This is a genomic window from uncultured Roseobacter sp. (assembly GCF_947493125.1).
In the GTDB taxonomy this organism is placed as follows: Bacteria; Pseudomonadota; Alphaproteobacteria; order Rhodobacterales; family Rhodobacteraceae; genus Roseobacter.
In genome coordinates, this window is sequence record NZ_CANLQB010000002.1 from 170392 (window position 1) to 196847 (window position 26456).

Below are 26456 nucleotides of genomic sequence, written 5' to 3' on the forward strand. Positions count from 1 at the left end.
CGCGCGTTGGACCTTCGTCCGACCAAGTGCCGCACCCTTGCCAAAACGGAAAGACCTCATGACACGCGCTCACCTCCCCGGCATTCTCGCCATGGCCGCCATCGTTGTGGCCTCGAACATCCTCGTTCAATTCCTCTTCGGCCAATGGCTGACCTGGGGAGCCTTTACCTATCCACTGGCCTTCCTCGTCACGGATGTGATGAACCGAGTCTACGGTACAGGCCCGGCGCGCCGCGTGGTCTTTGTCGGATTTCTCGTGGGCGTCGGCTGTTCGCTGATCGGCACCCAGATCATGGGCGAGTTCGGCCCGCTCGTCACGCTGCGCATCGCGCTCGGATCCGGCCTCGCCTTTCTAACCGCGCAATTGCTCGACGTGGCAATCTTCTCCGCCCTGAGGGAGGGCCGCTGGTGGCGCGCGCCGCTCGCTTCCACGCTGATTGGCAGCACGGTGGATACAGCGCTCTTCTTCACCATCGCCTTCTCAGCCAGCCTCACCTTCATTGAGCCCGCAAATGACGTCAGCTGGGCCGGTGAGGTCCTGCCAATCCTCGGTGTCGGTCCCGCAGCCCCGCTCTGGGTCTCGCTGGCCGTGGCCGACTGGATGGTGAAACTGTCGCTGGCTTTGGTGGCACTGATCCCGTTCCGCTTAATCACCACCCGGATCGCAGCTGCAAGCTGAGGGTTTGCATATTTTTGGAACAATGAAAGACACATGTCTTTGCCGTTGCCGGCAGAGCCGCGCCGTTAACGAAAAAATGCTTGGTGATTTCCAAAACCTGTGCGACGATTCTGTCAACGTCAACAGATAGGTAAAGGAGGTGATCCAGTGTCGAGAAAGGTATTGGAGCGAGGTGTCGGAACAGCTTTGGAGGTCGCCTGCTGAGGCAGCCCTTGACGGGCAGACCACCTGAGTGGACATCGGTCTAACCGATCCCCCTCCTGAAGCCATTCGATTGGGCCGCACCACACCGTGCGGCCCTTTTTCGTAGGCAGCTTTCATGGCAGAAGGCAGGAATGCTGTGGATCAACGATCAGATAGAACTCCAAGACTGGGAACTGACCGAGAGCTTCGTGCGCGCCTCCGGCCCCGGCGGGCAGAACGTGAACAAGGTCGCCACCGCGGTTGAGCTGCGGTTCGAGGCCGCGCGCTCGCCCTCGCTGCCCGGCCCGGTGAAGACCCGGCTCAAACGCCTGGCCGGGCGGCGCTGGACCACCGAGGGCGCGCTGGTCATCCAATGCGACGAGACCCGCAGCCAGGCCCGCAACCGCGACATCGCCCGTGACCGCCTCGCCGAGCTGATCCGCAAGGCCCTTGTGCGCCCCAAACGCCGCATCCCGACCAAGCCGACGCTCGGCTCGAAAAAACGGCGGCTGAAGGCCAAAAAACTGCGCGGTGAGGTGAAGGCGTTGCGCGGCTCCGTGCGCGATTCGGACTGATCCCCCGGTCTCGGAAATGCATGCCGGTGCGAGTATGCCTGTACCAATGCGGTCCAAGGTTGCGGGGGCGCGACCTGGCGATGTGTTTCCTATCTGCCTTGTAAACAGCCGCAAAAGCGACCTTCCAAAAAGTTAATATCATTCCAAAACAGTGTGTTCTGGCATTCTTGAGGGGCGTACCTCAAAAATATGTCGACATGAGGTACGTCCCTCATCTAGCGTGAAGAGGTCCGGAACCGACTCGGCGGGGACCGAGCGGGCAGGACCACTAGGGAGGTACCACATGACATATTCGAAACTGACGGCCGTCAGTGCGCTCAGCCTTGCCGCAGCAGGCTTCGGCGCATCCGCACATGCCGAAGACCTGACACTCTGCTGGGCGGCCTGGGATCCGGCAAACGCGCTCGTGGAGCTCAGCAAGGAGTTCGAAGAGCAATCCGGCCACACCATGAACTTCGAGTTCATCCCCTGGCCCAACTTCGCCGACCGCATGCTGAACGAGCTTAACTCCGGCGGCAATCTTTGCGACCTGCTGATCGGCGACAGCCAGTGGATCGGCGGCGGCGCCGAGAACGGGCATTACGTCAAGCTGAACGACTTCTTCGACGCCGAAGGCATCTCCATGGGCGATTTCGCCGATGCCACCGTCTATGCCTATTCCACATGGCCCAAGGGCTCGGAAAACTACTATGCGCTGCCTGCGATGGGCGATGCCAACGGGTGGTTCTATCGCAAGGACTGGTTCGAACGGGAGGACATCCGCGCTGCCTTCAAGGAAGAGACAGGCCGCGAGCTTGGAGAGCCTCAGACGCAAAAAGAGCTGCTTGAGATCGCGCAATTCTTCCAGGAGCGCGAGATCGACGGTCAGACAGTCTATGGCGCCGCCATCTTCACCGAGCGTGGCTCGGAAGGCATCACCATGGGGGTCACCGGGGCGCTCTACCCCTGGGGCTTCAAATACGAAAACACCCCGGGATCTTACGACATGGAAGGTGCCGTGAACTCGCCGGAAGCCGTGGAAGCACTTGAATTCTACAAGGAATTCTACGAAACCGCGACACCGCCGGGCTACACGAACTCCTACATGGGGGAATCGCTCGACGCCTTCAAATCCGGTCAGGTGGCGATGGCGATGAACTGGTTCGCTTTCTTCCCCGGCCTCTACGCCGACCCGAACACCGGGGGCGACAAGATCGACTTCTTTGTGAACCCGCCGCAGAACCAGGCAGGCTCCACATTGGGCGGTCAGGGCATCAGCGTGGTCGCCTACTCCGACAAGCAGGACGCGGCGCTCGAATACATCAAGTGGTTCGCCCAGCCGGACGTGCAGCAGAAGTGGTGGGATCTGGGCGGGTATTCCGCGCATAAGGCCGTGCTCGAAAGCCCGGAGTTCGTCGACAGCGCACCCTTTGCCGGCGACTTCCTCGAGGCCATGAATGACGTGCAGGACTTCTGGCAGGAACCGGCCTATGCCGAACTCCTGCTCGCCATGCAGAAGCGCGTGCATGACTACGTGGTCGCCGACCAAGGCACGGCCAAGGAAGCACTCGACAAGCTGATCGAGGATTGGACCGAGACCTTCGAAGACGAAGGCAAGCTCTGACTGCCTCCGGGTGGGGTGGCCTGAAAGCCCACCCGACCTGCCTGTTCACACCGTAGGGTTGGCCCATTGGGCCGCCCTGCGACGGGAAAGTCGTGCCAGATGACCCAAGCTCCCATCACCCGCGCCGCTGAGGCCACACCGCTCCCTGTGGCGCGCAAGATCCGCGGCCTGAGCGACCGCGCCATCGCCTGGATCTTCGTAGGCCCGACGATCTTCCTGCTTCTGGCGATCAACATCTTCCCGCTGATCTGGACGATCAATCTCAGCTTCACCAACTTCCGCGCCAATCGCCCCAACCGTGAGGTCGAGTATGTGGGCCTGCGCAACTACGAGCGCATCCTCACCGACACCGACATCTGGCTTAACATGCAGGCCACCGCGCATTTCCTGTTCTGGACCATCCTGTTGCAGGTGCTGATCGGCTTTACGCTGGCCTACCTCATCAACAAGAAATTCAAGGGCAACGACCTCTGGACCACGATCATCGTGCTGCCCATGATGCTGTCGCCAGCGGTTGTGGGCAACTTCTGGAAGTTCCTCTACCAGCCGCAGATCGGGCTCTTCAATTACATCGTCGCCTTCTTCACCGGCAAGGACCCCTCCAGTTTCGAGATGCTCGGCCAAGTGAACCTCGCCCCCTGGTCCATCGTGATCGTCGACACATGGATGTGGACCCCCTTCGTGATGCTGATCTGCCTCGCCGGGCTGCGCTCCATCCCCGACTACATCTACGAGGCGGCCGAGATCGACCGCGCCTCCAAATGGCGGCAGTTCTGGACAATCACCGTGCCGATGGTCATGCCGTTCCTGATGCTGGCCGTGCTCTTTCGCGGAATCGAGAACTTCAAGATGTTCGACCTGGTGGTCCAGCTGACGGGTGGCGGGCCTGGCTCGACGACCGAGCTGACCTCGATCAACCTCAAGCGCGAAGCTTTCGAGAAGTGGCGCACAGGCTATGCCTCGGCCTATGCGATCATCCTCTTCGTGACCGTCTTCGGCCTCGCCTCGATCTACGTGAAAGCCCTCAACAAGGTGAAGGAACGCTGATGGCTGTCTGTGACATCCGCCTGCCGAAGAGCGCCCATCTCTCCAGCTGGGCCGCACCGTTGACGCCTCTGGCGCTCGCCATTGCATCGCTGGCCGATCCGGCAAACACCGATGCCATACCGGCGGTGATCGAAAGCATGCGCATTGCGGATCAACAGCCCGACCCGTCGGAGACCCCGTCATGAGCAGCTTCTCCGTCACCGAGCCCAACGCCCGCTCCAAATGGGTCGCCGGCTCCCTCGTGATCCTTTACGCGCTGATCACCATGGTGCCGCTGGCGTGGATCATGCTCACCGGGTTCAAATCTCCCGCCGATGCGATCAGCTACCCGCCCAAGGTGATCTTTGACCCCACCCTCGAAGGCTACGTGAACCTCTTCACCACCCGCACCCGGCAGACCGACGACTTCCTCGCCGCCAACCCGCCCGAGACCTGGTACGAGGAGATCGTGCGCCAGTACGACATGGTCATCGCGGGCCCGTCGAAATTCGGCGAACGGTTTCTCAACTCGGTCATCATCGGCTTTGGCTCGACCTTTCTCAGCGTCTTCCTTGGGACCCTCGCGGCATACGCCTTCTCGCGCTTCAAAATACCGCTGGCGGACGATCTGCTGTTCTTTATCCTGAGTACAAGGATGATGCCGCCCATCGCCGTCGCCATTCCGATCTTTCTGATGTACCGGCAACTCGGTCTCAGCGACACGCACCTCGGGATGATCCTGCTCTACACGGCGGTGAACATCTCGCTCGCGGTCTGGCTGCTCAAAAGCTTCATCGACGGCATCCCCACCGAGTACGAGGAAGCCGCCCTCATCGACGGCTACACCCGCTTCCAGGCCTTCTACAAGGTTGTGCTGCCACAGGCGGCGACCGGCATCGCCTCCACCGCGATCTTCTGCCTGATCTTTGCGTGGAACGAATACGCCTTTGCCGTGCTGCTCACCTCCGGCACCGCGCAAACGGCGCCGCCCTTCATTCCGACGATCATCGGCGTGGGGGGTCTCGACTGGCCTGCCGTGGCGGCTGGCGCTACCATCTTCCTGCTGCCGGTCATGATCTTCACGGTTGCCCTGCGCAAACACCTACTGCGCGGCATAACATTCGGAGCCGTACGGAAATGATTGATTTCATCCAAGGTCTTCTCCGCCTGCGCCGCGGCCCCTGGGAAATGCTGGCCACCATCATCATCGCCGTGGGAGTCTTCATGCTCATGCAACCCTTCGTGATGTGGGCCTTCACCTATTCCTTCATCACAACACTGATCGGCACGGTGATGTTCATCGTCGTCAGCCACTTCCCGGAGTAACCGAGATGCTGGAGCAAATCTGCCCGATCCTGCCCTCCCGCGACTTCGGCCAGACCGAAGCCTTCTACACCAGACTGGGATTCGAAACCCAGTACAAACAGGCCAATCAATACATGCTGATGACCCGCGACAAGGTCGAGATCCACTTCTTCCACCACTCCGGTCACCGCCCCGAACAGAGCAATCATGGCGCCTATATGCGCCCCGCGGATGTGGATGCCTTCTCAGCCCAGATCGAAGCATTGGGACTGCCCCGCACCGAGGGGTTCCCCCGGTTCTGGCCCGCTGAAGACAAGCCCTGGGGCATGCGCGAAGCGGTCATCTGGGACCCGGACGGCAACCTCATCCGCGTCGGGCAGGAGCTCTGAGATGGCCCAGATCGTGATCAAAAACGTGCGAAAGGAGTTCGGTGACTTCACCGCAGTGAAGGAGTCGAGCTTCACCATCGAGGACGGCGAGTTCTTCATGCTGCTCGGCCCCTCCGGCTGCGGCAAGACCACGACGCTGCGCATGATCGCCGGTTTAGAGCTGCCGACCTCCGGCGAGATCTACCTCGACGGCGAAGAGATCAGCCAGCGCCCGCCCAGCCAGCGCGACATCGCCTTCGTGTTCCAGATGTTCGCGCTCTACCCGCACATGAACGTTTACAAGAACCTGAGCTACCCGCTGGTGAGCCAAGGCATGCCCCGCGCCGCCGTGCGCGACAAGGTCGAGGACGTCGCCCGGATCCTTGGCATCCAGAGCATCCTGAAGAAACCCGTGGGCGGCCTCTCGGGCGGCGATCGCCAGCGCGTGGCCCTCGGCCGCGCCATCGTGCGCGACCCCAAGGCCTTCATGATGGACGAACCGCTGGGCGCGCTTGATGCGGAGTTCCGCGAGCATATGGCCGAAGAGCTGCGCGCCCTGCACGACCGCATGGGCGCCACCACCGTCTACGTCACGCACGACCAGCTTGAGGCGATGCAGATGGGCGACAAGATCGTGGTCATGAACAACGCCGTGGTTGAGCAATTCGGCACGCCACAGGAAATCTACGACAAGCCCGCAACGATGTTCGTGGCCGACTTCATCGGCTCGCCCTCCATGAATTTCCTCAGCTTCGAAGGCTCGGTCGCAGCTGGCGCGCAGGAGATCGAGATGCAGGGCCACGCCCTGGCCGTCCCGCGCCAGATGCAAAGCGCCTCTGGCAAGCTGGTCTTCGGGGTCCGGCCGGAACATGTAATCCTCAGCGACACTGGCAACTATCGCGGCGAGGTGCTGGCAACCGAATATCTCGGCACCACCCAGATCATCACGCTCGCCACACCCAATGGCGAGTTGAAAGCGCGGGTCCCCGCAGGTCAAGCGGCCAAGATCGGCGAGAAACTCGGCCTCGGTTTCAAGGGGGAGGCGGTGACGCTCTTCGACGACGCCACAGGCCGCGCCCTGCGCTCCGAGCTCAACCAGGGGATCGTGACCCATGGCTGAAGTCATCCTCAAGGGCGTCTGCAAGTCCTTCGGCGACACGGTCGGCGTCGCAGACATCGACATGACGATCCCCGATGGCGCCTTCGTGGTCTTGCTCGGCCCCACCGGTGCCGGCAAGACAACGACCCTCCGTCTGATCTCGGGCCTCGAAACCCTCGACGCGGGGGAGATCAGCATCGGCGGGCGCATCGTCAACGGCGAAACGCCCGCACAACGCGACATCGCCATGGTGTTCCAGCAATACTCGCTGTACCCGCATCTGACCGTGCGCGAGAACCTCGAATTCCCGCTGAAATCGCCGATCCTCAACACGCCGAAGGACGAGATTACCCGCAAAGTGAATGAGGTCGCGCAGGTGCTGCAGATCGGTCACAAGCTCGACAACAAGGCAACCGCCCTCTCGGGGGGCGAGATGCAGCGGGTCTCCATCGGACGTGCGCTGGTGCGCGACCCTCAGGTCTATCTCATGGACGAGCCGCTCAGCTCGCTTGACGCCAAGTTGCGCACCGATCTGCGGATCGAACTCAAACGCATTCAGGCCAGCCTTGGCGCCACGATCCTCTACGTCACCCACGACCAGATCGAGGCGATGACCATGGCCACCCATGTCGGCGTTCTCAACGAAGGGCAGCTGGTGCAGTTCGGCACCCCGCGCGAGATCTACGAGAACCCGAACTCCGTCTATGTCGCTTCCCGCCTCGGCCAGCCGCGCATCAACATCCTGCCCGGCGACCTCTTCGGCACCGCCCCCAAAGGTGCGCATCACATCGGCTTGCGGCCCGAGCACGTGGCGCAAGGCCAAGGCCGCGCCGCGCGCATCGACCGGCTGGAGCGCTTGGGCGATCACACCCGCCTGCACCTGAATCTCGACGGGCATGGCATCATCACGCTGGCAGACCCGCACGCCGACTATGCGCCCGGCAACACGCTGAACATCGCACCGCAGGACCCGCTGTGCTTCGATGCACAAGGCGACCGGATTTACTGAAGAAGGAGACGACCATGGCCCAGTTCATCAACGACAAGGAAACGCTGGTCACAGATGCGATTGACGGTCTCCTCGCGACCTCGGGCGGGCGGCTCCATCGGCTCGACGGCTACCCGCATATCAAGGTGGTCTGCCGCAGCGACTGGGGCAAATCGCGCGTCGCGCTGATCTCAGGCGGCGGCTCCGGGCACGAGCCCGCGCATGCCGGGTTCGTCGGCGAAGGCATGTTGACGGCGGCGGTCTGCGGCGAGGTCTTTGCCTCGCCCTCGGTTGACGCGGTGCTTGCCGGCATTCTCGCGGTGACGGGCGAGGCGGGCTGCCTTCTAATCGTGAAGAACTACACCGGTGATCGGCTGAACTTCGGTCTCGCCGCAGAACGTGCGCGGGCGTATGGCTTGAAGGTCTCCATGGTCGTTGTGGACGACGACATTGCTCTGCCAGATCTGCCGCAGGCCCGTGGCGTCGCGGGGACGCTCTTCGTGCACAAGATCGCCGGTGCCATGGCCGAAGAGGGCGCCGACCTTGAAAAGATAACGGAGGCTGCGGAACGTGTGATCGGCCAGATGGCCTCTATCGGCAAGTCCCTCGACACCTGCACCGTGCCCGGTTCCGCCAAGGAGGACCGCATCGCGCCGGGCAAGGCAGAGCTGGGCCTCGGCATCCACGGCGAAGCAGGCGTCGAGCAGGTCGATTTCACCGGCGCCACCCGCGCCATGGAAATGGTGCTCGACAAGCTGGCCCCCCATATGGGCGACCAGCCCCACGTTGCCCTGTTGAACAATCTTGGCAGCACCACGCCGCTGGAAATGGCGGTGCTCGCGCACGCACTGGCCACATCCGACAAATCCACGTCGATCAAAGCCATCGTCGGTCCTGCGCCCCTGATGACCTCGCTCGACATGCACGGGTTTTCCGTCTCCGTCCTTCCGCTGACCGACGACGCGCAGGCGGGGCTGGCCCGCCCGGTCGACCTGCCCGACTGGCCGGGCCTCGCGATGCTGAGCCCTGTCGATGTGAAACCCCTGCCCGATGGGCTGAGCCCGATCCAACCCATCCCGTCCGATCACCCGGCCACCCGCAGCCTGATCGAGACCTGCTGCGACCTGCTGATCGCCGCGGAGACCGATCTCAACACGCTCGACGCCAAATCCGGCGATGGCGACACCGGCAGCACGCTCGCCACCGCCGCACGCGCGCTGAAGGGGTCGCTCGACCGGATGCCGCTCGCAGATCTCACCCAGCTGTTCCGCGCGGTCGGCAACGAGCTGAGCCAGACCATGGGCGGCTCGTCGGGCGTGATCCTTGCGATCTTCTTCGGGGCCACCGGCGATGCCTGCGCCAATGGAAAACCAACGCCCGAGGCCCTGCGCACCGGGCTGAAGCGCATCAGCGAAGTCGGCGGCGCCACGACCGGAGACCGCACGATGATTGACGCGCTGCACCCGGCATTGGAGACGCTCCCGCAAGGCATAGCCGCCGCAGCACAGGCCGCCCGTACGGGCGCGAATGGAACGGCACAGATGACCCGCGCAAAGGCAGGCCGCGCCTCTTATGTGCCGGAAGCAAACCTGATCGGTCACAACGATCCCGGCGCCGAGGCGGTCGCCCGGCTCTTTGAGGGGCTGGCCACCGCACTCAAGGACTAGCACATCCGCATGAAGCCCGGCCGAGACACGCCTCTGAACCCCACGGTCAACGACATCGCCCGCGTCGCACAGGTGAGCCTCGCCACCGTGGATCGGGTGCTGAACGAACGCCCGGGCGTGCGCAAGGTCACGGTCGAGAAGGTCAACCGCGCCATCGCCGATCTGGGGTATGTACGCGACACCGCTGCCGCCAATCTGGCGCGCGGGCGGGTCTATCGGTTTCTCTTCATCCTGCCTGCGGCGAACAACGAATTCATCGACCTGATTGAACGGCAAGTGACCGATCTCGCCACCGGGCTGAAACGCGAGCGGACGCAAGTCTCCTGCATGCGGGTGCCCGCCTTCGACCCGATGGCGCTTGCGGACGCGATCAATGCCCTTGATCCGGCGGAGGTCAATGGCGTGGCCATCTTCGGGCCTGAGACGCCTTCCGTTCGCGACAGCATATCGCGGCTGCGCGCCCATGGGGTGTCGGTCGTCTCTCTGGTCTCCGACATTCCCAGCTCGGAACGCAATGCCTATGTCGGCATCGACAACATCGCCGCCGGGCGCACCGCTGCGCAGCTCATGGGCCGGTTTCTCGGACCCCGGGGCGGAGACGTCCTTGTCGTCACGGGCTCCATGCTTGCGCGCGATCATCTGGAGCGTCGCCTCGGCTTTGACGAGGTCATGGCGCAGGACTTCCCGCAGTTGAATGTGTTGGCCTCCCTCGAAGGGCGGGACGATCCCGAGCTCATCGAGCGGCTCCTGCCGCAGGCGCTCGCGCCCGAGCGCAACATCGTCGGCATCTACTCGTCGGCAGCCGGGAACGCCGGGCTGATCCGGCATTTCGATGCCACCGCCCCGGCGCCGCACCCCGTGGTGATTGCCCATGAGCTCACACCGCTGTCGCGCGATGCGCTGGGGCGCGGGCTCTTCGACGCGGTAATCAGCCAGGATTCGGGCCACCTGGTGCGCAGCGCCATCCGGATCATGCGCGCGAACAGCGACAGCGCCCCGATCAACATGGCGCAGGAGCGGATCCGGATCGACATTTATCTGAAGGAAAATCTGCCACCCGACCCGGGTGGCGCAACGGGAGGATGACATGAAAACCATCAAGGGACCGGCGCTGTTTCTGGCGCAATTCGCGGGCGACGACGCGCCCTTCAATTCCTGGGACGCGATCACGAAATGGGCGGCAGGCTGCGGTTATAAGGGCGTGCAGGTGCCCAGCTGGGACGGGCGGCTGTTCGATCTCGCCAAAGCAGCAGAGAGCAAGGACTACTGCGATGAGATCAAGGGCACAGCGGCAGACAACGGCGTCGAAGTGACGGAGCTGTCAACCCACCTGCAGGGCCAGCTGGTCGCCGTGCATCCGGCCTATGACGCAGCGTTCGACGGGTTTGCCGACCCGTCCGTGCATGGCAACCCCAAGGCCCGGCAGGAATGGGCGGTCGATCAGGTCATGAAGGCGATCAGCGCCTCGGCCAACCTCGGCATCCGGGACCACGTCTCCTTCTCCGGCGCGCTCGCCTGGCCTTACATTTACCCGTGGCCGCAACGTCCCGCGGGCCTGGTTGAAACGGCCTTCGACGAGCTTGCCAAACGCTGGCGCCCGATCCTCGACCATGCCGAGGAGAACGACGTCAACATCTGCTATGAAATCCATCCCGGCGAAGACCTGCACGACGGCGTGACCTTCGAGATGTTCCTGGAGCGGGTCGACAACCACGCGCGCTGCAACATGCTCTACGACCCGTCGCATTTCGTGCTGCAGTGCCTCGACTATCTCGATCACATCGACATCTACGCCGAGCGGATCAAGATGTTCCACGTCAAGGATGCCGAGTTCAATCCGACCGGACGGCAGGGGGTCTACGGCGGCTACCAATCTTGGGTGGATCGCGCCGGGCGCTTCCGGTCCTTGGGCGATGGGCAAGTCGATTTCTCCGCGATCTTTTCGAAGCTGACGTCCAATGATTTCGACGGCTGGGCCGTGGTCGAATGGGAGTGCTGCCTCAAGCACCCGGAGGACGGTGCCCGCGAAGGCGCACAGTTCGTGAAGGACCATATCATCCGCGTGACCGAACGCGCCTTTGACGACTTCGCCGACGGCGGCACGGATGAGGCCGCAAACCGCAAGATGCTGGGGATCGGATCATGAGCAATCGCATACGCCTAGGTATGGTTGGCGGCGGCAATGATGCCTTCATCGGCGCCGTCCACCGCATCGCCGCGCGGCTGGATGATCGCTATGAGCTTGTCGCGGGCGCGCTGTCCTCGACGCCCGAAAAGTCCCGCGCCTCGGGGGAGGCGCTCGGCCTCCCGCGCATCTATGACGGCTTCAAACAGATGGCGATCCGCGAGGCGCGCCGCAAAGACGGCATCGAAGCGGTCGCCATCGTCACGCCCAACCACATGCACTTCGCCGCAGCCCGCGAATTCCTCAAACGCGACATCCATGTGATCTGCGACAAGCCGCTGACCTCGACCATGGCGGACGCCCGCAAGATGGTGAAGGCGGTCGAGGCGTCGAACGCGCTCTTCGTGCTGACGCACAATTACACCGGCTACCCGATGGTGCGGCACGCGCGCGAGATGGTCGCCAAGGGCGAAATCGGCAAGATCCGTGTCGTGCAGGTCGAATACCCGCAGGACTGGCTCACCGTCGAGCAGGACTTCAAGCAGGCGAACTGGCGCACCGACCCCGCGCGCTCCGGCGCAGGCGGCTCGACCGGCGACATCGGCACCCACGCCCACAACCTCGCGCGCTTCATCACCGGGCTGGAGGTCGAAAGCCTCGCCGCCGACCTCGATGCCTTCGTGCCGGGCCGGCAGGTCGACGACAACGGTCACGTGATGCTGCGGTTCCACGGAGGCGCCAAGGGGATGCTCTGGTGCAGCCAGGTCGCGCCCGGGAACGAGAACGCCCTGCGCATCCGCGTCTATGGCGAAACCGGCGGCCTCGAATGGGCGCAGGAGGACCCAAACGGCCTCTGGCACACGCCGTTCGGCGAGCCCAAGCGGCTGATCACCCGCAATGGCGCAGGCGCCGGAGACGCCGCCGCACGGGTCAGCCGCGTGCCACCGGGCCATCCGGAGGGCTATCTGGAAGGGTTTGCGAACATCTACAGCGAAGCCGCCGAGGCCATCGTGGCCCACCGCGACGGCGCAAAACCCCATGGCGATGTCACCTACCCCACCATCACCGACGGCTGGCGCGGCATGCAGTTCATCGATGCCTGCGTGCGCTCCTCTGCGCGCAACGCCGCCTGGGTGACGCTGGGCGATTAACCAAAGCTGACCTACCCCCGGGGTATCAACACACTGTTTATGCTCCGGATACAGTCACGCAGACACCAGCGGCGCGGACCGTATCATATTGGATTTGTTTACCTTTCGAATAGGGCAACGACGCGCGATCTTTCGCACCTGCAGCACCGGGAAAATACGTCTCAAATCCGCCCGGCTTCCGAAAGGACTTGGCAACACCTCTGGGCCATCCTCTTCATTTTAATGATAGAGAGGACCCATGTTAGACACCAGTTCCGCCGAGAACCTTGCGGCATTACTTGATCAATTTTCAATTCCGATGTTCGCCGCAGAGCGGGCCACCGCGGATCATGATTTCGAACTGATCTGCATCAACCGCGCGCATGCAGACGCCACCGGCTTTGATCCGGCAACCGCCCGCGGTGTGGCGCTGCGCAACCTGCTGCCGCCCAATCAGGCGGAGATCGTTATCGGCCGCTATACCGAATGCACGCGGACCCAAAGCCCGCAGCGCTATCTCGAGACGCTGACATTGCCCGGCGGCATCCAGCAATGGGATACGACGATCCAGCCCGTGCGCCTGCCCTCGGGCGGGGACAGAGTGATCGGGACGGCCATCCAGATCGCCGGTGACAGCCCCTCCGACGGCACCCAGATGACCTATGACGATATCCGGTATTTCTCGGCCATGGCGGATATGCAGCTTCAGAACCTGCTGTCCATGTTCGAAGCTGCGCGCGATCAGGGGCTCTTCAGCGACGACAGCGCCAGCCGCGTCACCCAGCTCTGCTGTGTCTGTCGCTCGGTGCAACGCTCCGTCGAAGATATCCGGGAAACCGTGCGGCGCGCCAGGCCCGAGACGTCCGACACGCCTGCAGACCTGGATCAGACCGGCGGCGACACCCTGCGCGCGTTGAACGACTCGACACGGTCCGACGGCTGAGCGGAACCGGGCCAAACACCGCCGATCTTTCCCCCCAAGCGGCGCTTTCACAGACGCACAAGGCAAGCTATAGGGGGGCGCATGACACACAGCGTTTACAAACATGATCTGCCGGATGGGCTCGACCTCGGGCCCATCGTCGCCATCGACTGCGAGACCATGGGGCTTCACCCGCACCGCGATCGGCTCTGCGTCGTGCAGCTTTCGGGCGGCGATGGCAAAGCGCACCTCGTGCAGATCGCGAAAGGACAGACCGAGGCGCCGAACCTCTGCGCCCTGCTGGCCGATCCGAAGGTGCTCAAGCTCTTTCACTTCGGGCGGTTCGACATCGCGGCCATGCACCACGCATTCGGTACGCTGGCGTCGCCTGTCTATTGCACGAAGATCGCCAGCCGCCTCGTGCGCACCTACACCGACCGGCACGGGCTGGCCAAACTGCTCCAGGAGATGCTCAACATCGACATCTCCAAACAGCAGCAATCGAGCGACTGGGGCGCCGATACGCTGGCCGAGGCACAGGTCGAGTACGCCGCATCCGACGTACTCTATCTGCACCAGTTGCGCGAGGCGCTGAACGCAATGCTCGAGCGCGAAGGCCGAATGGAGCTCGCGCAGGCATGCTTTGATTTCCTGCCCACCCGCGCCCAGCTTGACCTCCAAGGCTGGCCCGACACGGATATCTTCGCCCATTCATGAGCACGCCCTTCCTCGATACCGCCCGCCGGGTGATCCGCACCGAAGCCGAGGCGCTTGGCACGCTGGCCGAAACGCTCGATGGCCGGTTTCGCGACGCCATCGACCTGCTGCTCAACGCCAAGGGCCGCGTGATCGTCACCGGCATCGGAAAATCGGGCCATATCGCCCGCAAGATCGCGGCGACCATGGCCAGCACCGGCACGCCCGCGCAATTCGTGCACCCGGCCGAGGCGAGCCACGGCGATCTCGGTATGATCACCTCGGCCGATGTGGTGCTGGCGATTTCGAACTCGGGCGAGGCACCGGAGCTTGCCAACCTCATCGCCTACTCCCGCCGCTTCAGCATCCCGCTTCTGGGCATCACCAGTGTCGAAGGCTCCAGCCTCGGGCGGGAATGTGATGTCGTTTTGCTGCTGCCACGTTTGGGCGAGGCCTGCGGCACCGGCGTCGTGCCCTCGTCGTCCACCACGATGACACTGGCGCTGGGGGACGCGCTGGCCATAGCACTCATGGAGCACCGCGCCTTCACGCCGGAAAACTTCCGCGACTTTCACCCCGGCGGCAAGCTGGGCGCCCAGCTCAGCCGGGTCTCCGACCTGATGCACACCGGCGACGCCCTGCCGCTGATCTCGCTCGATACACCCATGTCCGACGCTCTGATCGAGATCAGCCAGAAGGGCTTCGGCGTCGTGGGCGTGCAAAACCCCGACGGCCACCTGGCCGGGATCATCACCGATGGCGACCTGCGGCGCCATATGGACGGGCTGCTCGGCCAGCGCGCGCAGGACGTGATGACGCCCAGCCCCACGACCATCACACCCGACGCGCTCGCCGAAAAGGCCGTGGCGGTGATGAATGACGGCAACAAGGGCCGCGGGATCACCTGCCTCTTCGTCGTCGACGGCCCGAAACCCGTGGGTCTGATCCACATTCACGACTGCCTGCGCGTCGGCCTCGGGTAGGCCGCGATGAAGGGAGACCGCTATTCGCGCACGGTGGCCTGGCTGAAGGTGGTGCTGCCACTGGCCGCGCTGGGGATCCTCTCCACCCTGTTCCTGCTCTCCCGTGTCATCGACCCGACCGAGGCAATCCCCTTCGCCGACACCGAGGTGCAGGACCGGCTGCTCAACCAGCAGGTCACCGGACCTTACTATTCCGGCACCTCCGCCGATGGAGACCAGATCGCCTTTGTGGCCGAGAAAGTCACCAGCCCCAACGGGCTGACCGGCGCGACCCAGGCGGAAGATGTCTTCGTGAAGATCGACATGGCATCCGGCACCACAATCAACGTGACGTCAGATTCAGCCCTCGTGAACGTCGCCAACGACCATGCGAACTTGACCGGCAATGTGGTCATCACCACCTCCCAAGGGTACGTGATGACCAGCCAGGCGCTTTCGGCCCGGGTGACCGTGCTAAACCTGCGCTCACCCGGCACCGTGCTTGCCACGACCCCCGGAGGCGACCTCGTCGCAGGCGCCATGGAGCTTTCGACGGAAGAATCCGGCGGCCCCGCCCAATTGGTTTTCACAAACGGCGTGAAGCTGGTATATCAACCGAAACAGGTGGATGACTGACCCGTGACATTGTTAAGACTGATCCTCTTGCCCCTGGTCCTGATGGCCACAGCACAGGCTCTCGCTGCGCAGGGCACCCAGGTCGCCTTTGGCGCAATCAAGCAAGACACGGACCTTCCGGTGGAGGTCACCGCCGACAATCTCGCCGTCGATCAGGACACCGGCGAAGCCGTCTTCACCGGCAATGTGGTCGTCGGCCAGGGTGAGATGCGGCTCTCCGCCAAACGGCTGCTCGTCGTCTACCGCGAGGACACCCAGGGCATCGAACGGATGGAAGCCACAGGCGGGGTCGTGCTGGTCTCCGGACCCGATGCCGCCGAATCCGAACGCGCGGATTACAGCATCGATGACGGCGTGATCGTGATGACCGGCAACGTGCTGCTGACCCAGGGGCCTTCCGCGCTCACCGCGGACAAGATGACCGTGCAGCTCGAAGACGGCACCGCGCAGATGAGCGGATCGGTCAAGACCATCCTGCAGACGGGCGACTGATCATGGCGCACCCCACGCTGACCGTCGCCGAAGGCTCTGCGGGGCTGCATGTCGAGCACCTGCGCAAGTCCTACCGCAAAAAGACCGTGATCCGCGACTTCTCCATGTACCTCGAACGCGGCGAGGTCGTGGCCCTGCTCGGCCCCAACGGCTCGGGCAAGACGACCACCTTCTACGCCGTGGCGGGTCTTGTCACTCCCGAGGGCGGCAGCGTCACGATTGACGGGCAGGACGTGACCACCCTGCCCATGTACCGTCGCGCGCGTCTCGGCATCGGCTACCTGCCGCAGGAAATGAGCATCTTTCGCGGCCTCTCCGTGCAGGACAACATCAGCGCGATCCTCGACATCACCGAGGACGACCGCCACAAGCGGCGCGAACGGCTCGAAGAACTGCTCAGCGAGTTTTCCATCGAACACCTGCGCCGCGCCCCTGCACTGGCGCTCTCGGGCGGTGAACGCCGCCGGGTGGAGATCGCCCGCTGCCTCGCCGCCAATCCGAAATACCTGCTGCTCGACGAACCCTTCGCCGGCGTCGATCCGATTTCCGTGGGCGATATCCGCCACCTCGTGGCCGATCTGAAAAAGCGCGGCATCGGCGTGCTCATCACTGACCACAACGTGCGCGAAACGCTCGAAATCGTCGACCGCGCCTATATCCTGCACGAAGGCCGCGTGCTGATGTCCGGCACCCCCGACGAGGTGGTCCAGAACGAGAACGTCCGCCGTGTCTATCTCGGCGACAACTTCAAAATCTCGTAACCGAAGCCATCGGCACAAAAACACTTTTTACGCGAATCCGATCCGCTTTTGTTTGACTCTCTGCGCGCTTTTCGGGCTCAATGAGGGCATGGCGCGCACCCATTTCTGTCTGACCACGCATCCGCCTCTCTGCAAGAGGCCAGCCGCCGGTCATTGGGCAAAGCGTCATTTTCCGCGACCGTCAAACGCTGCATCCCGGTGCCCCCGCGCCCGGGCGGCAAGCCCACGGTCCGCCATACGAAGGAGTGACTATGCGGTATCAAATCAGCGGCAAACAGATCGACATCGGCGAAGCGCTGCAAACCCATGTAAAGGAAGAGCTGGGGGAAGCTGTGAAGAAATATGCCGAACGCCCGACCGAAGCGGTCGTCGTGTTCTCCAAGTCGGCCCATGAGTTTGTCTGCGAGGCGACCGTGCACCTGTCCACCGGCCTGACCGCCCAGGCCAAAGCCCACCAGACAGAGATCTACGCCGCCTTCGATGCCTGCTGCGACAAGATGGAGAAGCAACTGCGCAGATACAAGCGTAGGTTGAAGGATCATCACAAAGATCGAGCCGAACCGGTTGAAATCTACGGCGCGTCCTCATATATCCTCGCATCAGATGCCGACTCAGGCGCGCAGGAACCCGAGACGCTGCAGCCGATCATCGTCGCCGAGATGGAAACCAAGATCCCCTCTCTTTCGGTTGGCGAAGCGGTGATGCAGATGGAATTGGCCGGAGCGCCGGTTCTCGTCTTTAGAAACGAAGGCAAAGAGGGCTTGAATGTCGTATACCGTCGCGATGACGGGAACATTGGCTGGATAGACCCGCAGTAGGATTTCTTCAGAGGCACACGCGCCTCCCAACTAGTGCGAGAAGAATGGATTTTAACACACTCCTCAAGCCTGAGGCCGTGAAGGTATTGACCTCCGCCTCAAGCAAGAAGCGCCTGATGCAGGATCTTGGTGATCTTGCGGAGCAGGCTTACGGGCTGAACGCGGGCGATGTGCTCGACGCCCTTCTGGCGCGCGAGGCCCTGGGCCCCACCGGTGTCGGCCACGGGATCGCACTGCCGCACGCCCGTCTGGACGGTATCGACGCGGTCGTCGGCGCGTTCGTCCTGCTCGACAAGCCAATCGACTTCAATGCCGTGGACCGCCAGCCGGTCGACATAGCCTTCGCGCTCTTTGCGCCGGAAGATGCCGGGGTCGAACACCTCAAGGCGCTTGCGCTTGTGTCCCGCACGCTGCGTGATCCGGGCATCTGTTCGAAACTGCGGGCCAACCCGAATCCGGCAACCCTGCACACCATCCTGACCTCGTCGGAATCCGAACAGGCGGCATGACGCCGGTCCACAGAGGCTTCCTCGGAGGCGCCGCGCGCATTTTTCTGCGGCCGCCGGCCTCACCCTCCGGGGCTTAGCGGACCAGATAGGGCTTGCGCGGTCGGTCCCGGTCCTCCGACATCTCGCTCTGGTCCAAGGGAAAATCGCCCATCAGATAAGGGTGCATGCCCTGGTTCTTGAGGTTCTGCAGGAACTGGCCGAACCCGTTCAGGTCCACCATCCGCGGCACCTCCGCCAGGTGATGAGGGGCGCTGATCCCGATCTCCTCGAGAATGGTCTGCAACGGCTCCATCGGCGCGTCGATAAAATCGGCCATGGTCCAGATACGGACCCGCGCCTTGACCCAGGGCGCGCGCAACAGATCGAGCAGATCGCTCTCGGTCTTCTGCAGCTGTGCCGCCGCCTTGCGCAGGTTGGAGAAATTCGCATTCGAGCGGAACAGAGGAACGGCCCAAGCGCCGCTGATCACCGAGACCTGCGCATTGGGGTCCCTCGCAATCTGCAGGTTGATCGCCTGGTTGTCCTGGGGTCCATGCTGAAAGCACTGCCGCTCGCCGCGGGTGTTCCAGATCAGGTTCGTCAAAAAGCCTTCGGGATTGTAGTCGCGCAGCCGCGCATCATCGCTGAGCGCGCCGTTCATCACCGACTGATTGTCGGCGAACTGCACGCGATCCGGAGCAAAGAGATGCCCGTGCACCCGCGCAGCCGTCGCCTTGGCGAGCCACGGCTCGAAATTCTCGAACAGCTCCGCAAAGCCCTGAAACACGGAATAGGGCGCGGCGGTCAGGCCGTTTTCGCGCCCGTCCTGCGGATAGCGGCTGTGCATGTAGAGCCCCGGACGCCCTCGGGTCCGCCGGTCCACGGCCTTGGCGAAAATCCGGTCGATCTTGCCCGGGTTCGGCTCGGTCTTCTTCATGGCACCGGCGGGATCGACAAGGAAGGCGTCATAGAGGCGATGCGCATAGGGCCAGATCTTGCGCGCGACGAAACAGTCCGACCGCCGCAACAGCTGCAGGTGATCGTCGTAGAACACATGCGGCTTGCCCTGGAAGTCGAATTTCGACAGCGTCAGCGACCGGCTCTCGATCCGAACCCCATATTGCCGCACCAGCGTCTGGAAATAGCTCTCATCGGGGATCCACACGCGGCGGAAGTACCGCTCGAAAGTGGCGCGCGCGGGATCTTGGAGTATTGCGGTCAAGGTTTGGCGGGTCAGGCACCACCACTGCGACCCGATGTGCGGCACCAAGCCTCCGGGCACCTGCCGGTTCACGCGCAACAGCCGCTGCAGCGTCACGTAGCGATCAAAGAGGAACCGGTGCCGCTTCCAGGCAAACGGGAAGCGCAGGGTAAAGCGCTCGGCCTCGAGCCCGCCCACCGCCCACGGCACATCCGAGGTGGTGGCGCTTTCGATGAAATCGGTCTTGGGCCGATCGGCAAGGTAATCCACCAATTCGCTGACCGGGCGCAACGGCAGGCATGCGCCCGAAGCGAGATAAACATGCCGCACCTCCGGGTGCCCCGCCAAAATCTGCTCCGACGCGCATTGCGTCGCCGCCACGATCCCCCACGTGCCCCACTCACAGCGGAACCGCTTGGAAAACGTCACATGCGGCACATCGGCCAGCGCCTGCTGAAAGGCACCGAAGCTCTGGGCCGGCACCCGCTTGTCCACGTGAATGACCACCGGACAGCCGCCCGCCGCCCAGTGCCGCGCCACCTGCTCGGCCCGGTCGAAGGCGGTGTGCACCAGCATGACGACGCCGACGCTCACGCCCAATTCCCCTTGGACATCAAGCCGAGGATCTCCAGCTGCCGCCAGTTGATGTATTTCTCCGACCACTTGCACCAGAGCTGCCCCTCATCTGCCAGCCCATCGGCATAAGCGCCGTATTCCTTGGCATCCGCATAATGCTCGCGCCGCCTGGCTTCTTCCGCTGCCTTCGCCGCGAAACTGTCGACGAACTTCGCATGCAACAGCACGCCGGACGCTTTCTCGCCCCCGCGTTGGTCGTAGACGAGGTTCAGCCCCCGGGGCAGCAGCATATGGGTGGAGCTCACATAGGCATAGCGCCGGTCCCATTTCACAAGCGGGATCTTGTTCAGCGCCGGCGCCCGCTCCGGCACATCGGCGAAAAACAACCGCGCGCGCGGGCCGCCCTGGATCCACAGGTTCTTATAAACCGGATTGCGCGACATGGTGTAATTGCCGCTGTCGAACCAGCACGCGATGTCGATGGGGTTCTGCCCCGGCAGGCAGGGCTCCGCATCCAGCCGCCCCTTGGGGTACATGTCCAGCAGCATCGCCGAAAACGCCCGGATCGAGCAGGTATCGAGCCAGTCCGTCAAGGCCCGCAGCGGGCGCGTATCACAGAACGGATAGACCAGGAACTCGTCGGAGTCGACCGTCAGGCACCAGTGACCATGACCATATCTGCTCTGCAGATGGTTCAGCCAATCCACCCCGAAGCGCGCCTGTTTATAGCTGGCCGAGGTCTGCCACAGCGAAACATCGTCTTGCTCGGCCAGATAGTCCGCTGCCCCATCGGTGCTGCCGTTGTCGACAATCAGAAAATGCGACACCCCCATGTCCCGGTAGTATTCCAGGAAATACGGCAGCCGCGGCATCTCGTTGCGCTGGGCGGAAAACAGCAGGATGTCGTCGGCGCGCAACTGCGCCGTCCGGTCGGCAACCCGACGCAACTGCAGGCTCTTGCGGCGCGCGCGCATACGCAAACGCTTGCGCGCCCAACGCATCCGGTAGGATCCCAGAACACCCAAGGTTCAGCCTTTCTCCGCCCCTCCACCGCATTTCGGACAGACCCCTTCGCCCCGGCCTTCCAGCAGTCGATCATTGTCGCATGTGGTTAACTGCGACTTATTGATATTCTATTGCTCAAAAATCGAATTTTCACAATAAATTCTAAAGTCGTAGGCTATTTCGGCGGATCCTGGTCGATCACCACCCCCCGCGGGTCATCAGGCCAATCCGCAGAAGCTGTCGCCATCCGGCCATCCGGAGCGATTCAGGCGTCCACAGATCGGGGTTCCGCCCGACCGCGACATAGTAGTCGTCATAGAGCGCCGAGTTGGAAAAATGCTCCTTGCGCTTCTGCTCCTGCAGGGCGCGCGCCGCGGCATCGGGCAGGAACTTGGTGTGTAGCAACACCCCGCTGACCTTCTCGACACCGCCTTCGTCATAGGTCCGGTTCAGCTCGGGCGGCAGCGCGTTGTGGGTGGAATTCACGAACACATAGCTGCGGTGCCATTTGACCAGCGGGATCTTGTTCAGCGTGGGCGCGCGGCGCGGGTCCTTGGCAAAGAAGCACCGTGCACGCGGGCCGCCCTGCAGCCAGAGATTGCCCATCTTCCGCTGGCGCTGCACCCAATAGCCGTATCCGTCGAACCATTGCAGAACCTCGCAGGGGTCCTGCCCGGCGACATACTCATGTGTATCGGGCGGACCCTTGGGGTAAAGATCGAGCATGATCGCCCCCATCATGCGCTGCCCCCGCCCATCGAGCCACGCGGTCAGCTCGGGCAGCGGGCGCGTGTCATGGTCGGGATAGATCAACAGTTCATCCGCATCGACCGTGACCGTCCAATGCCCGTGACCGTGCTGCCGCATCAGCCAGGTCAGCCAATCCATGCCGAACCGCGATGCCTTGTAGCTTTCGGCGGTCCACCACAGCGACACATCCGGCTGCGCCTCGAGCAGCGACATCGTCTCGTCCTCGCTGCCGTTGTCCACGATCAGAAAGTGCCGCACCCCAAGCTTTCGGTAGTGTTCGAGGAAATGGGGCAGCCGCATCGCTTCATTGCGCATCGTGGCGAAGAGCAGGATGTCACCTTCCAGGATCTCCACGGTCCTGTCCCGCAGCGCGGTCAGCTGATGCCGGCTGCGAAAGGCGCGCCACAGCATGCGTTTGCGCCGCAGCCGCAGCTTGTATCGGGACCAGGGCGAATGCAGCGCCACGGCAGAACCTTTCAGTCAGGACAGGTTTGCCCCTTCCGTATCGCGCCACCGTCAGGCGCCACCACAAAAAACTTGGCTCAGACAAAAGAAACGGCGCGAAGGAGGACTTCGCGCCGCACATCCGGTCCGAATGGGTGGGGATCGGCGCTATTCGGCCGCCTTGCCCATGTTGACCACGTCGTGCAGATAGGCCGACAGGTCGTCGCGCAGATCGTCCCGGTCGAGCCCGAAAGCGACCGTCGCCTGCAGGAAGCCCGACTTCGACCCGCAGTCGAACCGCTGGCCGCGGAAGCGGTAACCGAAAACGTTGCCCTTCTTCTCGATGTCCTGCGCAATCGCATCCGTCAGCTGGATCTCGCCACCCGCGCCGGATTTCATCTTGTTCAGATTGCTGAGAACCGACGGTGACAGGATGTAGCGGCCAATCACGGCGAGGTTTGACGGCGCCTCGTCCGCCTTTGGCTTTTCAACCATGCCCTTGACCTTGACCATCGCGCCCATGTCTTCGGACACATCCAGAACGCCGTAGGACGACGCCTTTTCCGGAGCCACCTCCATCGCCGCAACCATATTCCCGCCGGTCTCGGCGTAGGCTTCGACCATCTGCTGCAGGCAGGGCTTGTCCGCCGCGATCACGTCATCGGGCAGAATGACCGCGAAGGGCTCATCCGCAATGAGACGGCGCGCGCACCAGACCGCGTGGCCAAGCCCAAGCGCCTTGTGCTGGCGGATATAGGCGATGGCGCCGCTGTCCATGTTGGTGGTTTCGAGCACGTCCAGAAGATCGGTCTTGCCCTTCTTGCGCAATTCCTGCTCCAGGGTCGGCGCGTGGTCGAAGTAATCCTCAAGGGCGCCCTTGCCGCGCGAGGTGACGAAGATGAACTCCTTGATGCCGGCCGCACGCGCCTCGTCGATCGCATATTGGATCAGCGGGCGGTCAACCAGCGTCATGATTTCCTTAGGTACGGATTTGGTCGCAGGTAAAAAGCGTGTTCCCATCCCGGCTACGGGAAAGATCGCCTTGGTGACTTTGCGTTTCATACTGTTGCCCTCACACATGGAAAAAATCGTACCCCGCGAGCGATACATAGCGCTCGAATGCGTCAAAAACACGACTTGCACTGCAATAAAAGCGAAATTTGAGCGCAATCGAGCCGATCATATGGAATATTCCGGCAGACTGCCAGTATGCTCGCATGACGTGCAGATAAATAGGCACTTTCAAAACTATGGCGGGAGGCCTTGTTGGGGGATCCGCCGCTAACTCCTTGACGTCCGCTGCTGTTTGGCGTCACTCCACGCCCATCTGCGCCATCATCTTCTCCAGCTTGGGCACGTCCTGGGGGTTGTTCAGCTCCCAGAAATGGCGGCCCTTCGCGGCCACTTCGACGCACAGCACTTGCCGTCCATTCTCCATGAAGCGCAGCTGTTCCAGCCCCTCGAGCCGCTCCAGCGGGCCCACATGCCAGGTCGGATAGGCCGCCAGCGCCGCGGGCCGATAGGCATAGACACCGACGTGGTGAAACACCGGCGTCTCCTCCGCAGCGCCATAGGTCGCAGAGGTGAACGGAATCACCTCCTTCGAGAAATAGAGGGCATGGCGTGCGGCATCGAAGACCGCCGTGGTGCCGCCGACCCGCCCCGCCTTGCGATCCTCAAGAAAACCGTTCAGCGTCGCGCCGTCGCAGCGCAGGACCGGTGTCGCAATCTCGGCCTGCGGTGCGGCGCGCAGCCCGGCCACAAGGTCCTCGATGAACCAATGCGGGGTCAGCGGCGCATCGCCCTGCAGGTTCACCACCACCTCATAGCCACCGCCCAGCGCCGCATGCGCCTCCGCACACCGCTCCGTCCCGTTGACCCAGTCCGACGAGGTCATCACCACCTCCGCACCGAAGGCCTCCGACGCCTCCCTGATCCGGTCATCATCAGTCGCCACCACCACGCGGTCCACCCCGGCCACCTCGCCTGCGGCCCGCCAGCTGCGCTCGATCAGGCTGCGGGACTGGCCCGAGGCCCCGGTGAGCCCGACCAGCGGCTTGCCCGGATAGCGCGTCGACGCATAGCGCGCCGGAATGACGATCAGGACGGACATCAGCCGCCCTTCAGATCGACGGACGGCGCATAGGCGATGAAGAACGGGTTCGCATACTCGTCCTTGCCATAGGTCAGCGGCGTCAGATCATCGAAGCGCACAACCGCCCCGCCTGCGCCGGCCAGCACCGCATGACCTGCCGCCGTATCCCACTCCATGGTGCGGCCCAGACGCGGGTAGAGATCCGCCTCTCCCGTCGCCACCAGGCAAAACTTCAGCGAAGACCCCGCACTCTTCATGTCCTTCACGGCGTATTTGTTGATGTAATCATCCGTCGCCTGATCCCGGTGCGACTTCGAGGCCACGACCATCAACGCCGCGTTGTCCGCGTCCGACACAGACATCGCCTGCGTCGGCCCCACCTGATCCAGCGCCAGATCGCCCGTTTCCTCGACCGAATGGCCATCGGCCTCGGTATAGAACATGCGCCCCTTGGCCGGCGCATAGACCACGCCGCGCGTGGGCACACCCTTCTCCACCAGCGCAATGTTCACCGTGAAGTCGCCCCGGCGGTGGATGAACTCCTTGGTGCCATCGAGCGGATCGACGATCAGGAAGGTATCGCCCGAGGTGTCATGCGTGGCCGATTGTTCCTCGGTCACCAGCATCACATCCGGAAAGGCCTCGCGCAGCCCCGCCGAGATCAGCGCATCCGCCGCTTCATCCGCCGCCGTCACCGGGCTGTCGTCCGACTTCACCTTCACGTCGAAGTCGTCGGCGTCATAGATCTCCATGATCTTCGCCCCCGCCTCGATCGACAACCGGCGCATGACCTCTACCAACTTCACGTAATCCATAACCCTACCGTCCATGTCTCGATGATTGATGTTGAAAACGAGGCCCCTTATGCTGAACCTCTAACGGAACAGCAAGAATTCCGTGCAAAGGTGATGAACAACAACTCGCAGAGCGGTTATGTTCCAGGCAACCAGACGCAAATCCACCGGGGTCTCCTCAGCCTTGACGCTGTTGGAGCTGATCTATCACTCCACCGTGCGCTCGGTCCGCAAAACCCACAACAACGCCTTCGCGGCCATCTTGATCAATGTGCTGCAGATGCTGATCTTCGTCCTGGCCTTCTATGTGATGTTCTCGCTTCTGGGCCTGCGCGGCGCCGCCATACGCGGCGATTTCCTGCTCTACCTGATGTCGGGCATCTTCCTCTTCATGACCCACACCAAATCGATGAGTGCTGTGGTCGGCTCCGAGGGGCCCGCCAGCCCGATGATGCAGCACGCCCCGATGAACACCATCATCGCCATCGCCTCCGCCGCCGTGGGCGCGCTCTACATCCAGATCCTCTCACTGGCCATCATTCTCTTCGGCTACCATGTTGCCTTCGCCGCCGTGGTGATCGAAGAGCCTGCCGCCGCCTTCGGCATGCTCATGGTGTCCTGGTTCACCGGCATCTCGCTCGGCCTCGTGCTGCTCGCGATCAAACCCTGGTTTCCCCAGGTCGTCAGCATTTTCTCAACGGTCTACCAGCGCGCCAATATGATTGCCTCGGGCAAGATGTTCGTGGCCAACAGCCTGCCCAGCTTCATGCTGGCGATGTTCGACTGGAATCCGCTGTTTCACGCCATCGACCAGGCGCGCGGCTTCACCTTCATCAACTACAATCCACGCTACACCGACTGGCATTACGCCATGTGGGTCGGCGTGGTCCTGCTGATGATCGGCCTGATGGGCGAATTCTACACCCGCCGCCACGCCTCGCTGAGCTGGAGCGCACGGCGATAGCACCGCCCGAGGCCTTTCGATCCGTAAAGTTTGGATAAAGTCCAAGGCGCTTTGACCGGGCCGGTTCACCGGTTGGCAACCGAGCAGATCTAGGCTCGCGCGCT

General features: G+C 63.0%; 29 protein-coding genes. 23 read left to right on the forward strand and 6 right to left on the reverse strand.

Annotation, left to right across the window (positions count from 1 at the left end):
* The first annotated feature begins 58 nt into the window (after positions 1 to 58).
* From Q1A71_RS04605 to Q1A71_RS04710, 22 genes are all read left to right on the forward strand, one after another.
* Positions 59 to 679, forward strand: coding sequence for a queuosine precursor transporter (locus tag Q1A71_RS04605; RefSeq protein WP_299672295.1), 621 nt, complete (start codon positions 59 to 61; stop codon positions 677 to 679).
* Between the two features lie 335 nt (positions 680 to 1014).
* Positions 1015 to 1437, forward strand: coding sequence for an alternative ribosome rescue aminoacyl-tRNA hydrolase ArfB (gene arfB, locus Q1A71_RS04610; RefSeq protein ID WP_299672297.1), 423 nt, complete (start codon positions 1015 to 1017; stop codon positions 1435 to 1437).
* 283 nt (positions 1438 to 1720) lie between these two features.
* Entirely contained in the window at positions 1721 to 3040 is a 1320-nt protein-coding gene (locus tag Q1A71_RS04615) for an extracellular solute-binding protein (RefSeq protein ID WP_299672299.1), read from the forward strand.
* A gap of 99 nt (positions 3041 to 3139) precedes the next feature.
* Positions 3140 to 4087, forward strand: a complete 948-nt coding sequence (locus Q1A71_RS04620) for a sugar ABC transporter permease (protein ID WP_299672301.1) — start codon at positions 3140 to 3142, stop codon at positions 4085 to 4087.
* Positions 4087 to 4272 carry a hypothetical protein gene (locus tag Q1A71_RS04625; RefSeq protein ID WP_299672303.1) on the forward strand — a complete coding sequence of 62 codons (186 nt, stop codon included), beginning with the start codon at positions 4087 to 4089 and terminating at the stop codon, positions 4270 to 4272. The genes Q1A71_RS04620 and Q1A71_RS04625 overlap by 1 nt, the downstream gene beginning before the upstream one ends.
* Positions 4269 to 5207, forward strand: a complete 939-nt coding sequence (locus tag Q1A71_RS04630) for a carbohydrate ABC transporter permease (protein ID WP_299672305.1) — start codon at positions 4269 to 4271, stop codon at positions 5205 to 5207. The genes Q1A71_RS04625 and Q1A71_RS04630 overlap by 4 nt, the downstream gene beginning before the upstream one ends.
* A complete protein-coding gene (locus Q1A71_RS04635) occupies positions 5204 to 5392 on the forward strand; it encodes a hypothetical protein (RefSeq protein ID WP_299672307.1) in 189 nt (62 codons plus the stop codon). The genes Q1A71_RS04630 and Q1A71_RS04635 overlap by 4 nt, the downstream gene beginning before the upstream one ends.
* A gap of 5 nt (positions 5393 to 5397) precedes the next feature.
* Positions 5398 to 5760: a VOC family protein gene (locus Q1A71_RS04640; RefSeq protein ID WP_299672309.1), complete on the forward strand. Its 363-nt coding sequence runs from the start codon at positions 5398 to 5400 to the stop codon at positions 5758 to 5760.
* A 1-nt stretch (position 5761) separates the two neighbouring features.
* Positions 5762 to 6859 carry an ABC transporter ATP-binding protein gene (locus tag Q1A71_RS04645; RefSeq protein ID WP_299672311.1) on the forward strand — a complete coding sequence of 366 codons (1098 nt, stop codon included), beginning with the start codon at positions 5762 to 5764 and terminating at the stop codon, positions 6857 to 6859.
* Positions 6852 to 7847 (forward strand): ABC transporter ATP-binding protein, encoded by a 996-nt coding sequence (locus Q1A71_RS04650; protein WP_299672313.1) that lies wholly within the window; start codon positions 6852 to 6854, stop codon positions 7845 to 7847. Before Q1A71_RS04645 ends, Q1A71_RS04650 begins: the two co-directional genes overlap by 8 nt.
* Before the next feature lie 14 nt (positions 7848 to 7861).
* On the forward strand, positions 7862 to 9493 hold the full coding sequence (locus tag Q1A71_RS04655) for a dihydroxyacetone kinase subunit DhaK (RefSeq protein ID WP_299672315.1): 1632 nt from the start codon (positions 7862 to 7864) through the stop codon (positions 9491 to 9493).
* 9 nt (positions 9494 to 9502) lie between these two features.
* On the forward strand, positions 9503 to 10579 hold the full coding sequence (locus Q1A71_RS04660) for a LacI family DNA-binding transcriptional regulator (RefSeq protein ID WP_299672317.1): 1077 nt from the start codon (positions 9503 to 9505) through the stop codon (positions 10577 to 10579).
* 1 nt (position 10580) lies between these two features.
* Complete coding sequence (locus Q1A71_RS04665) at positions 10581 to 11639, forward strand: sugar phosphate isomerase/epimerase (protein WP_299672319.1); 1059 nt, start codon at positions 10581 to 10583, stop codon at positions 11637 to 11639.
* Positions 11636 to 12769 (forward strand): Gfo/Idh/MocA family oxidoreductase, encoded by a 1134-nt coding sequence (locus Q1A71_RS04670; RefSeq protein WP_299672321.1) that lies wholly within the window; start codon positions 11636 to 11638, stop codon positions 12767 to 12769. Before Q1A71_RS04665 ends, Q1A71_RS04670 begins: the two co-directional genes overlap by 4 nt.
* Positions 12770 to 13007: 238 nt before the next feature.
* Complete coding sequence (locus Q1A71_RS04675; RefSeq protein ID WP_299672323.1) at positions 13008 to 13691, forward strand: PAS domain-containing protein; 684 nt, start codon at positions 13008 to 13010, stop codon at positions 13689 to 13691.
* 81 nt (positions 13692 to 13772) lie between these two features.
* A complete protein-coding gene (locus Q1A71_RS04680) occupies positions 13773 to 14387 on the forward strand; it encodes a ribonuclease D (protein WP_299672325.1) in 615 nt (204 codons plus the stop codon).
* The gene (locus Q1A71_RS04685; RefSeq protein WP_299672327.1) at positions 14384 to 15349 is read left to right on the forward strand and encodes a KpsF/GutQ family sugar-phosphate isomerase; all 966 of its coding nucleotides are present in this window, start codon (positions 14384 to 14386) and stop codon (positions 15347 to 15349) included. The genes Q1A71_RS04680 and Q1A71_RS04685 overlap by 4 nt, the downstream gene beginning before the upstream one ends.
* Positions 15350 to 15355: 6 nt before the next feature.
* Complete coding sequence (locus Q1A71_RS04690) at positions 15356 to 15964, forward strand: hypothetical protein (protein WP_299672329.1); 609 nt, start codon at positions 15356 to 15358, stop codon at positions 15962 to 15964.
* A gap of 3 nt (positions 15965 to 15967) precedes the next feature.
* Positions 15968 to 16456: an LptA/OstA family protein gene (locus Q1A71_RS04695; protein WP_299672330.1), complete on the forward strand. Its 489-nt coding sequence runs from the start codon at positions 15968 to 15970 to the stop codon at positions 16454 to 16456.
* 2 nt (positions 16457 to 16458) lie between these two features.
* The gene (gene lptB, locus Q1A71_RS04700) at positions 16459 to 17217 is read left to right on the forward strand and encodes an LPS export ABC transporter ATP-binding protein (RefSeq protein WP_299672331.1); all 759 of its coding nucleotides are present in this window, start codon (positions 16459 to 16461) and stop codon (positions 17215 to 17217) included.
* A 251-nt stretch (positions 17218 to 17468) separates the two neighbouring features.
* Positions 17469 to 18035, forward strand: coding sequence for a ribosome-associated translation inhibitor RaiA (raiA, locus tag Q1A71_RS04705; RefSeq protein ID WP_299672332.1), 567 nt, complete (start codon positions 17469 to 17471; stop codon positions 18033 to 18035).
* Between the two features lie 44 nt (positions 18036 to 18079).
* Positions 18080 to 18544, forward strand: coding sequence for a PTS sugar transporter subunit IIA (locus Q1A71_RS04710; protein WP_299672333.1), 465 nt, complete (start codon positions 18080 to 18082; stop codon positions 18542 to 18544).
* 73 nt (positions 18545 to 18617) lie between these two features.
* On the opposite strand, the gene Q1A71_RS04715 is transcribed toward Q1A71_RS04710, so the two are convergent.
* From Q1A71_RS04715 to cysQ, 6 genes are all read right to left on the reverse strand, one after another.
* On the reverse strand, positions 18618 to 20318 hold the full coding sequence (locus tag Q1A71_RS04715; protein ID WP_299672334.1) for a beta-1,6-N-acetylglucosaminyltransferase: 1701 nt from the start codon (positions 20316 to 20318) through the stop codon (positions 18618 to 18620).
* Positions 20315 to 21301 carry a glycosyltransferase family 2 protein gene (locus Q1A71_RS04720; RefSeq protein WP_299672335.1) on the reverse strand — a complete coding sequence of 329 codons (987 nt, stop codon included), beginning with the start codon at positions 21299 to 21301 and terminating at the stop codon, positions 20315 to 20317. Before Q1A71_RS04720 ends, Q1A71_RS04715 begins: the two co-directional genes overlap by 4 nt.
* A gap of 202 nt (positions 21302 to 21503) precedes the next feature.
* Positions 21504 to 22520 (reverse strand): glycosyltransferase family 2 protein, encoded by a 1017-nt coding sequence (locus Q1A71_RS04725; protein WP_299672337.1) that lies wholly within the window; start codon positions 22518 to 22520, stop codon positions 21504 to 21506.
* A 147-nt stretch (positions 22521 to 22667) separates the two neighbouring features.
* Positions 22668 to 23561 carry a UTP--glucose-1-phosphate uridylyltransferase GalU gene (galU, locus tag Q1A71_RS04730; protein ID WP_299672339.1) on the reverse strand — a complete coding sequence of 298 codons (894 nt, stop codon included), beginning with the start codon at positions 23559 to 23561 and terminating at the stop codon, positions 22668 to 22670.
* Positions 23562 to 23811: 250 nt separating this feature from the next.
* Positions 23812 to 24612 carry a manno-octulosonate cytidylyltransferase gene (locus tag Q1A71_RS04735; protein ID WP_299672341.1) on the reverse strand — a complete coding sequence of 267 codons (801 nt, stop codon included), beginning with the start codon at positions 24610 to 24612 and terminating at the stop codon, positions 23812 to 23814.
* On the reverse strand, positions 24612 to 25409 hold the full coding sequence (cysQ, locus tag Q1A71_RS04740; protein WP_299672343.1) for a 3'(2'),5'-bisphosphate nucleotidase CysQ: 798 nt from the start codon (positions 25407 to 25409) through the stop codon (positions 24612 to 24614). The genes Q1A71_RS04735 and cysQ overlap by 1 nt, the downstream gene beginning before the upstream one ends.
* Positions 25410 to 25527: 118 nt before the next feature.
* Between cysQ and Q1A71_RS04745 the strand changes: the two genes are divergently transcribed.
* Complete coding sequence (locus Q1A71_RS04745; RefSeq protein ID WP_299672345.1) at positions 25528 to 26352, forward strand: ABC transporter permease; 825 nt, start codon at positions 25528 to 25530, stop codon at positions 26350 to 26352.
* Positions 26353 to 26456 lie beyond the last annotated feature (104 nt).

What these genes read in the sequence shown, in the direction of transcription:
- Q1A71_RS04605 (WP_299672295.1), top strand. Translation starts at nt 59, where the DNA reads ATGACACGCGCTCACCTCCCCGGCATTCTCGCCATGGCCGCCATCGTT.
- arfB (WP_299672297.1), top strand. Translation starts at nt 1,015, where the DNA reads ATGCTGTGGATCAACGATCAGATAGAACTCCAAGACTGGGAACTGACC.
- Q1A71_RS04615 (WP_299672299.1), top strand. Translation starts at nt 1,721, where the DNA reads ATGACATATTCGAAACTGACGGCCGTCAGTGCGCTCAGCCTTGCCGCA.
- Q1A71_RS04620 (WP_299672301.1), top strand. Translation starts at nt 3,140, where the DNA reads ATGACCCAAGCTCCCATCACCCGCGCCGCTGAGGCCACACCGCTCCCT.
- Q1A71_RS04625 (WP_299672303.1), top strand. Translation starts at nt 4,087, where the DNA reads ATGGCTGTCTGTGACATCCGCCTGCCGAAGAGCGCCCATCTCTCCAGC.
- Q1A71_RS04630 (WP_299672305.1), top strand. Translation starts at nt 4,269, where the DNA reads ATGAGCAGCTTCTCCGTCACCGAGCCCAACGCCCGCTCCAAATGGGTC.
- Q1A71_RS04635 (WP_299672307.1), top strand. Translation starts at nt 5,204, where the DNA reads ATGATTGATTTCATCCAAGGTCTTCTCCGCCTGCGCCGCGGCCCCTGG.
- Q1A71_RS04640 (WP_299672309.1), top strand. Translation starts at nt 5,398, where the DNA reads ATGCTGGAGCAAATCTGCCCGATCCTGCCCTCCCGCGACTTCGGCCAG.
- Q1A71_RS04645 (WP_299672311.1), top strand. Translation starts at nt 5,762, where the DNA reads ATGGCCCAGATCGTGATCAAAAACGTGCGAAAGGAGTTCGGTGACTTC.
- Q1A71_RS04650 (WP_299672313.1), top strand. Translation starts at nt 6,852, where the DNA reads ATGGCTGAAGTCATCCTCAAGGGCGTCTGCAAGTCCTTCGGCGACACG.
- Q1A71_RS04655 (WP_299672315.1), top strand. Translation starts at nt 7,862, where the DNA reads ATGGCCCAGTTCATCAACGACAAGGAAACGCTGGTCACAGATGCGATT.
- Q1A71_RS04660 (WP_299672317.1), top strand. Translation starts at nt 9,503, where the DNA reads ATGAAGCCCGGCCGAGACACGCCTCTGAACCCCACGGTCAACGACATC.
- Q1A71_RS04665 (WP_299672319.1), top strand. Translation starts at nt 10,581, where the DNA reads ATGAAAACCATCAAGGGACCGGCGCTGTTTCTGGCGCAATTCGCGGGC.
- Q1A71_RS04670 (WP_299672321.1), top strand. Translation starts at nt 11,636, where the DNA reads ATGAGCAATCGCATACGCCTAGGTATGGTTGGCGGCGGCAATGATGCC.
- Q1A71_RS04675 (WP_299672323.1), top strand. Translation starts at nt 13,008, where the DNA reads ATGTTAGACACCAGTTCCGCCGAGAACCTTGCGGCATTACTTGATCAA.
- Q1A71_RS04680 (WP_299672325.1), top strand. Translation starts at nt 13,773, where the DNA reads ATGACACACAGCGTTTACAAACATGATCTGCCGGATGGGCTCGACCTC.
- Q1A71_RS04685 (WP_299672327.1), top strand. Translation starts at nt 14,384, where the DNA reads ATGAGCACGCCCTTCCTCGATACCGCCCGCCGGGTGATCCGCACCGAA.
- Q1A71_RS04690 (WP_299672329.1), top strand. Translation starts at nt 15,356, where the DNA reads ATGAAGGGAGACCGCTATTCGCGCACGGTGGCCTGGCTGAAGGTGGTG.
- lptB (WP_299672331.1), top strand. Translation starts at nt 16,459, where the DNA reads ATGGCGCACCCCACGCTGACCGTCGCCGAAGGCTCTGCGGGGCTGCAT.
- raiA (WP_299672332.1), top strand. Translation starts at nt 17,469, where the DNA reads ATGCGGTATCAAATCAGCGGCAAACAGATCGACATCGGCGAAGCGCTG.
- Q1A71_RS04710 (WP_299672333.1), top strand. Translation starts at nt 18,080, where the DNA reads ATGGATTTTAACACACTCCTCAAGCCTGAGGCCGTGAAGGTATTGACC.
- Q1A71_RS04720 (WP_299672335.1), bottom strand. Translation starts at nt 21,301, where the DNA reads ATGCGTTGGGCGCGCAAGCGTTTGCGTATGCGCGCGCGCCGCAAGAGC.
- galU (WP_299672339.1), bottom strand. Translation starts at nt 23,561, where the DNA reads ATGAAACGCAAAGTCACCAAGGCGATCTTTCCCGTAGCCGGGATGGGA.
- Q1A71_RS04735 (WP_299672341.1), bottom strand. Translation starts at nt 24,612, where the DNA reads ATGTCCGTCCTGATCGTCATTCCGGCGCGCTATGCGTCGACGCGCTAT.
- cysQ (WP_299672343.1), bottom strand. Translation starts at nt 25,409, where the DNA reads ATGGATTACGTGAAGTTGGTAGAGGTCATGCGCCGGTTGTCGATCGAG.
- Q1A71_RS04745 (WP_299672345.1), top strand. Translation starts at nt 25,528, where the DNA reads ATGTTCCAGGCAACCAGACGCAAATCCACCGGGGTCTCCTCAGCCTTG.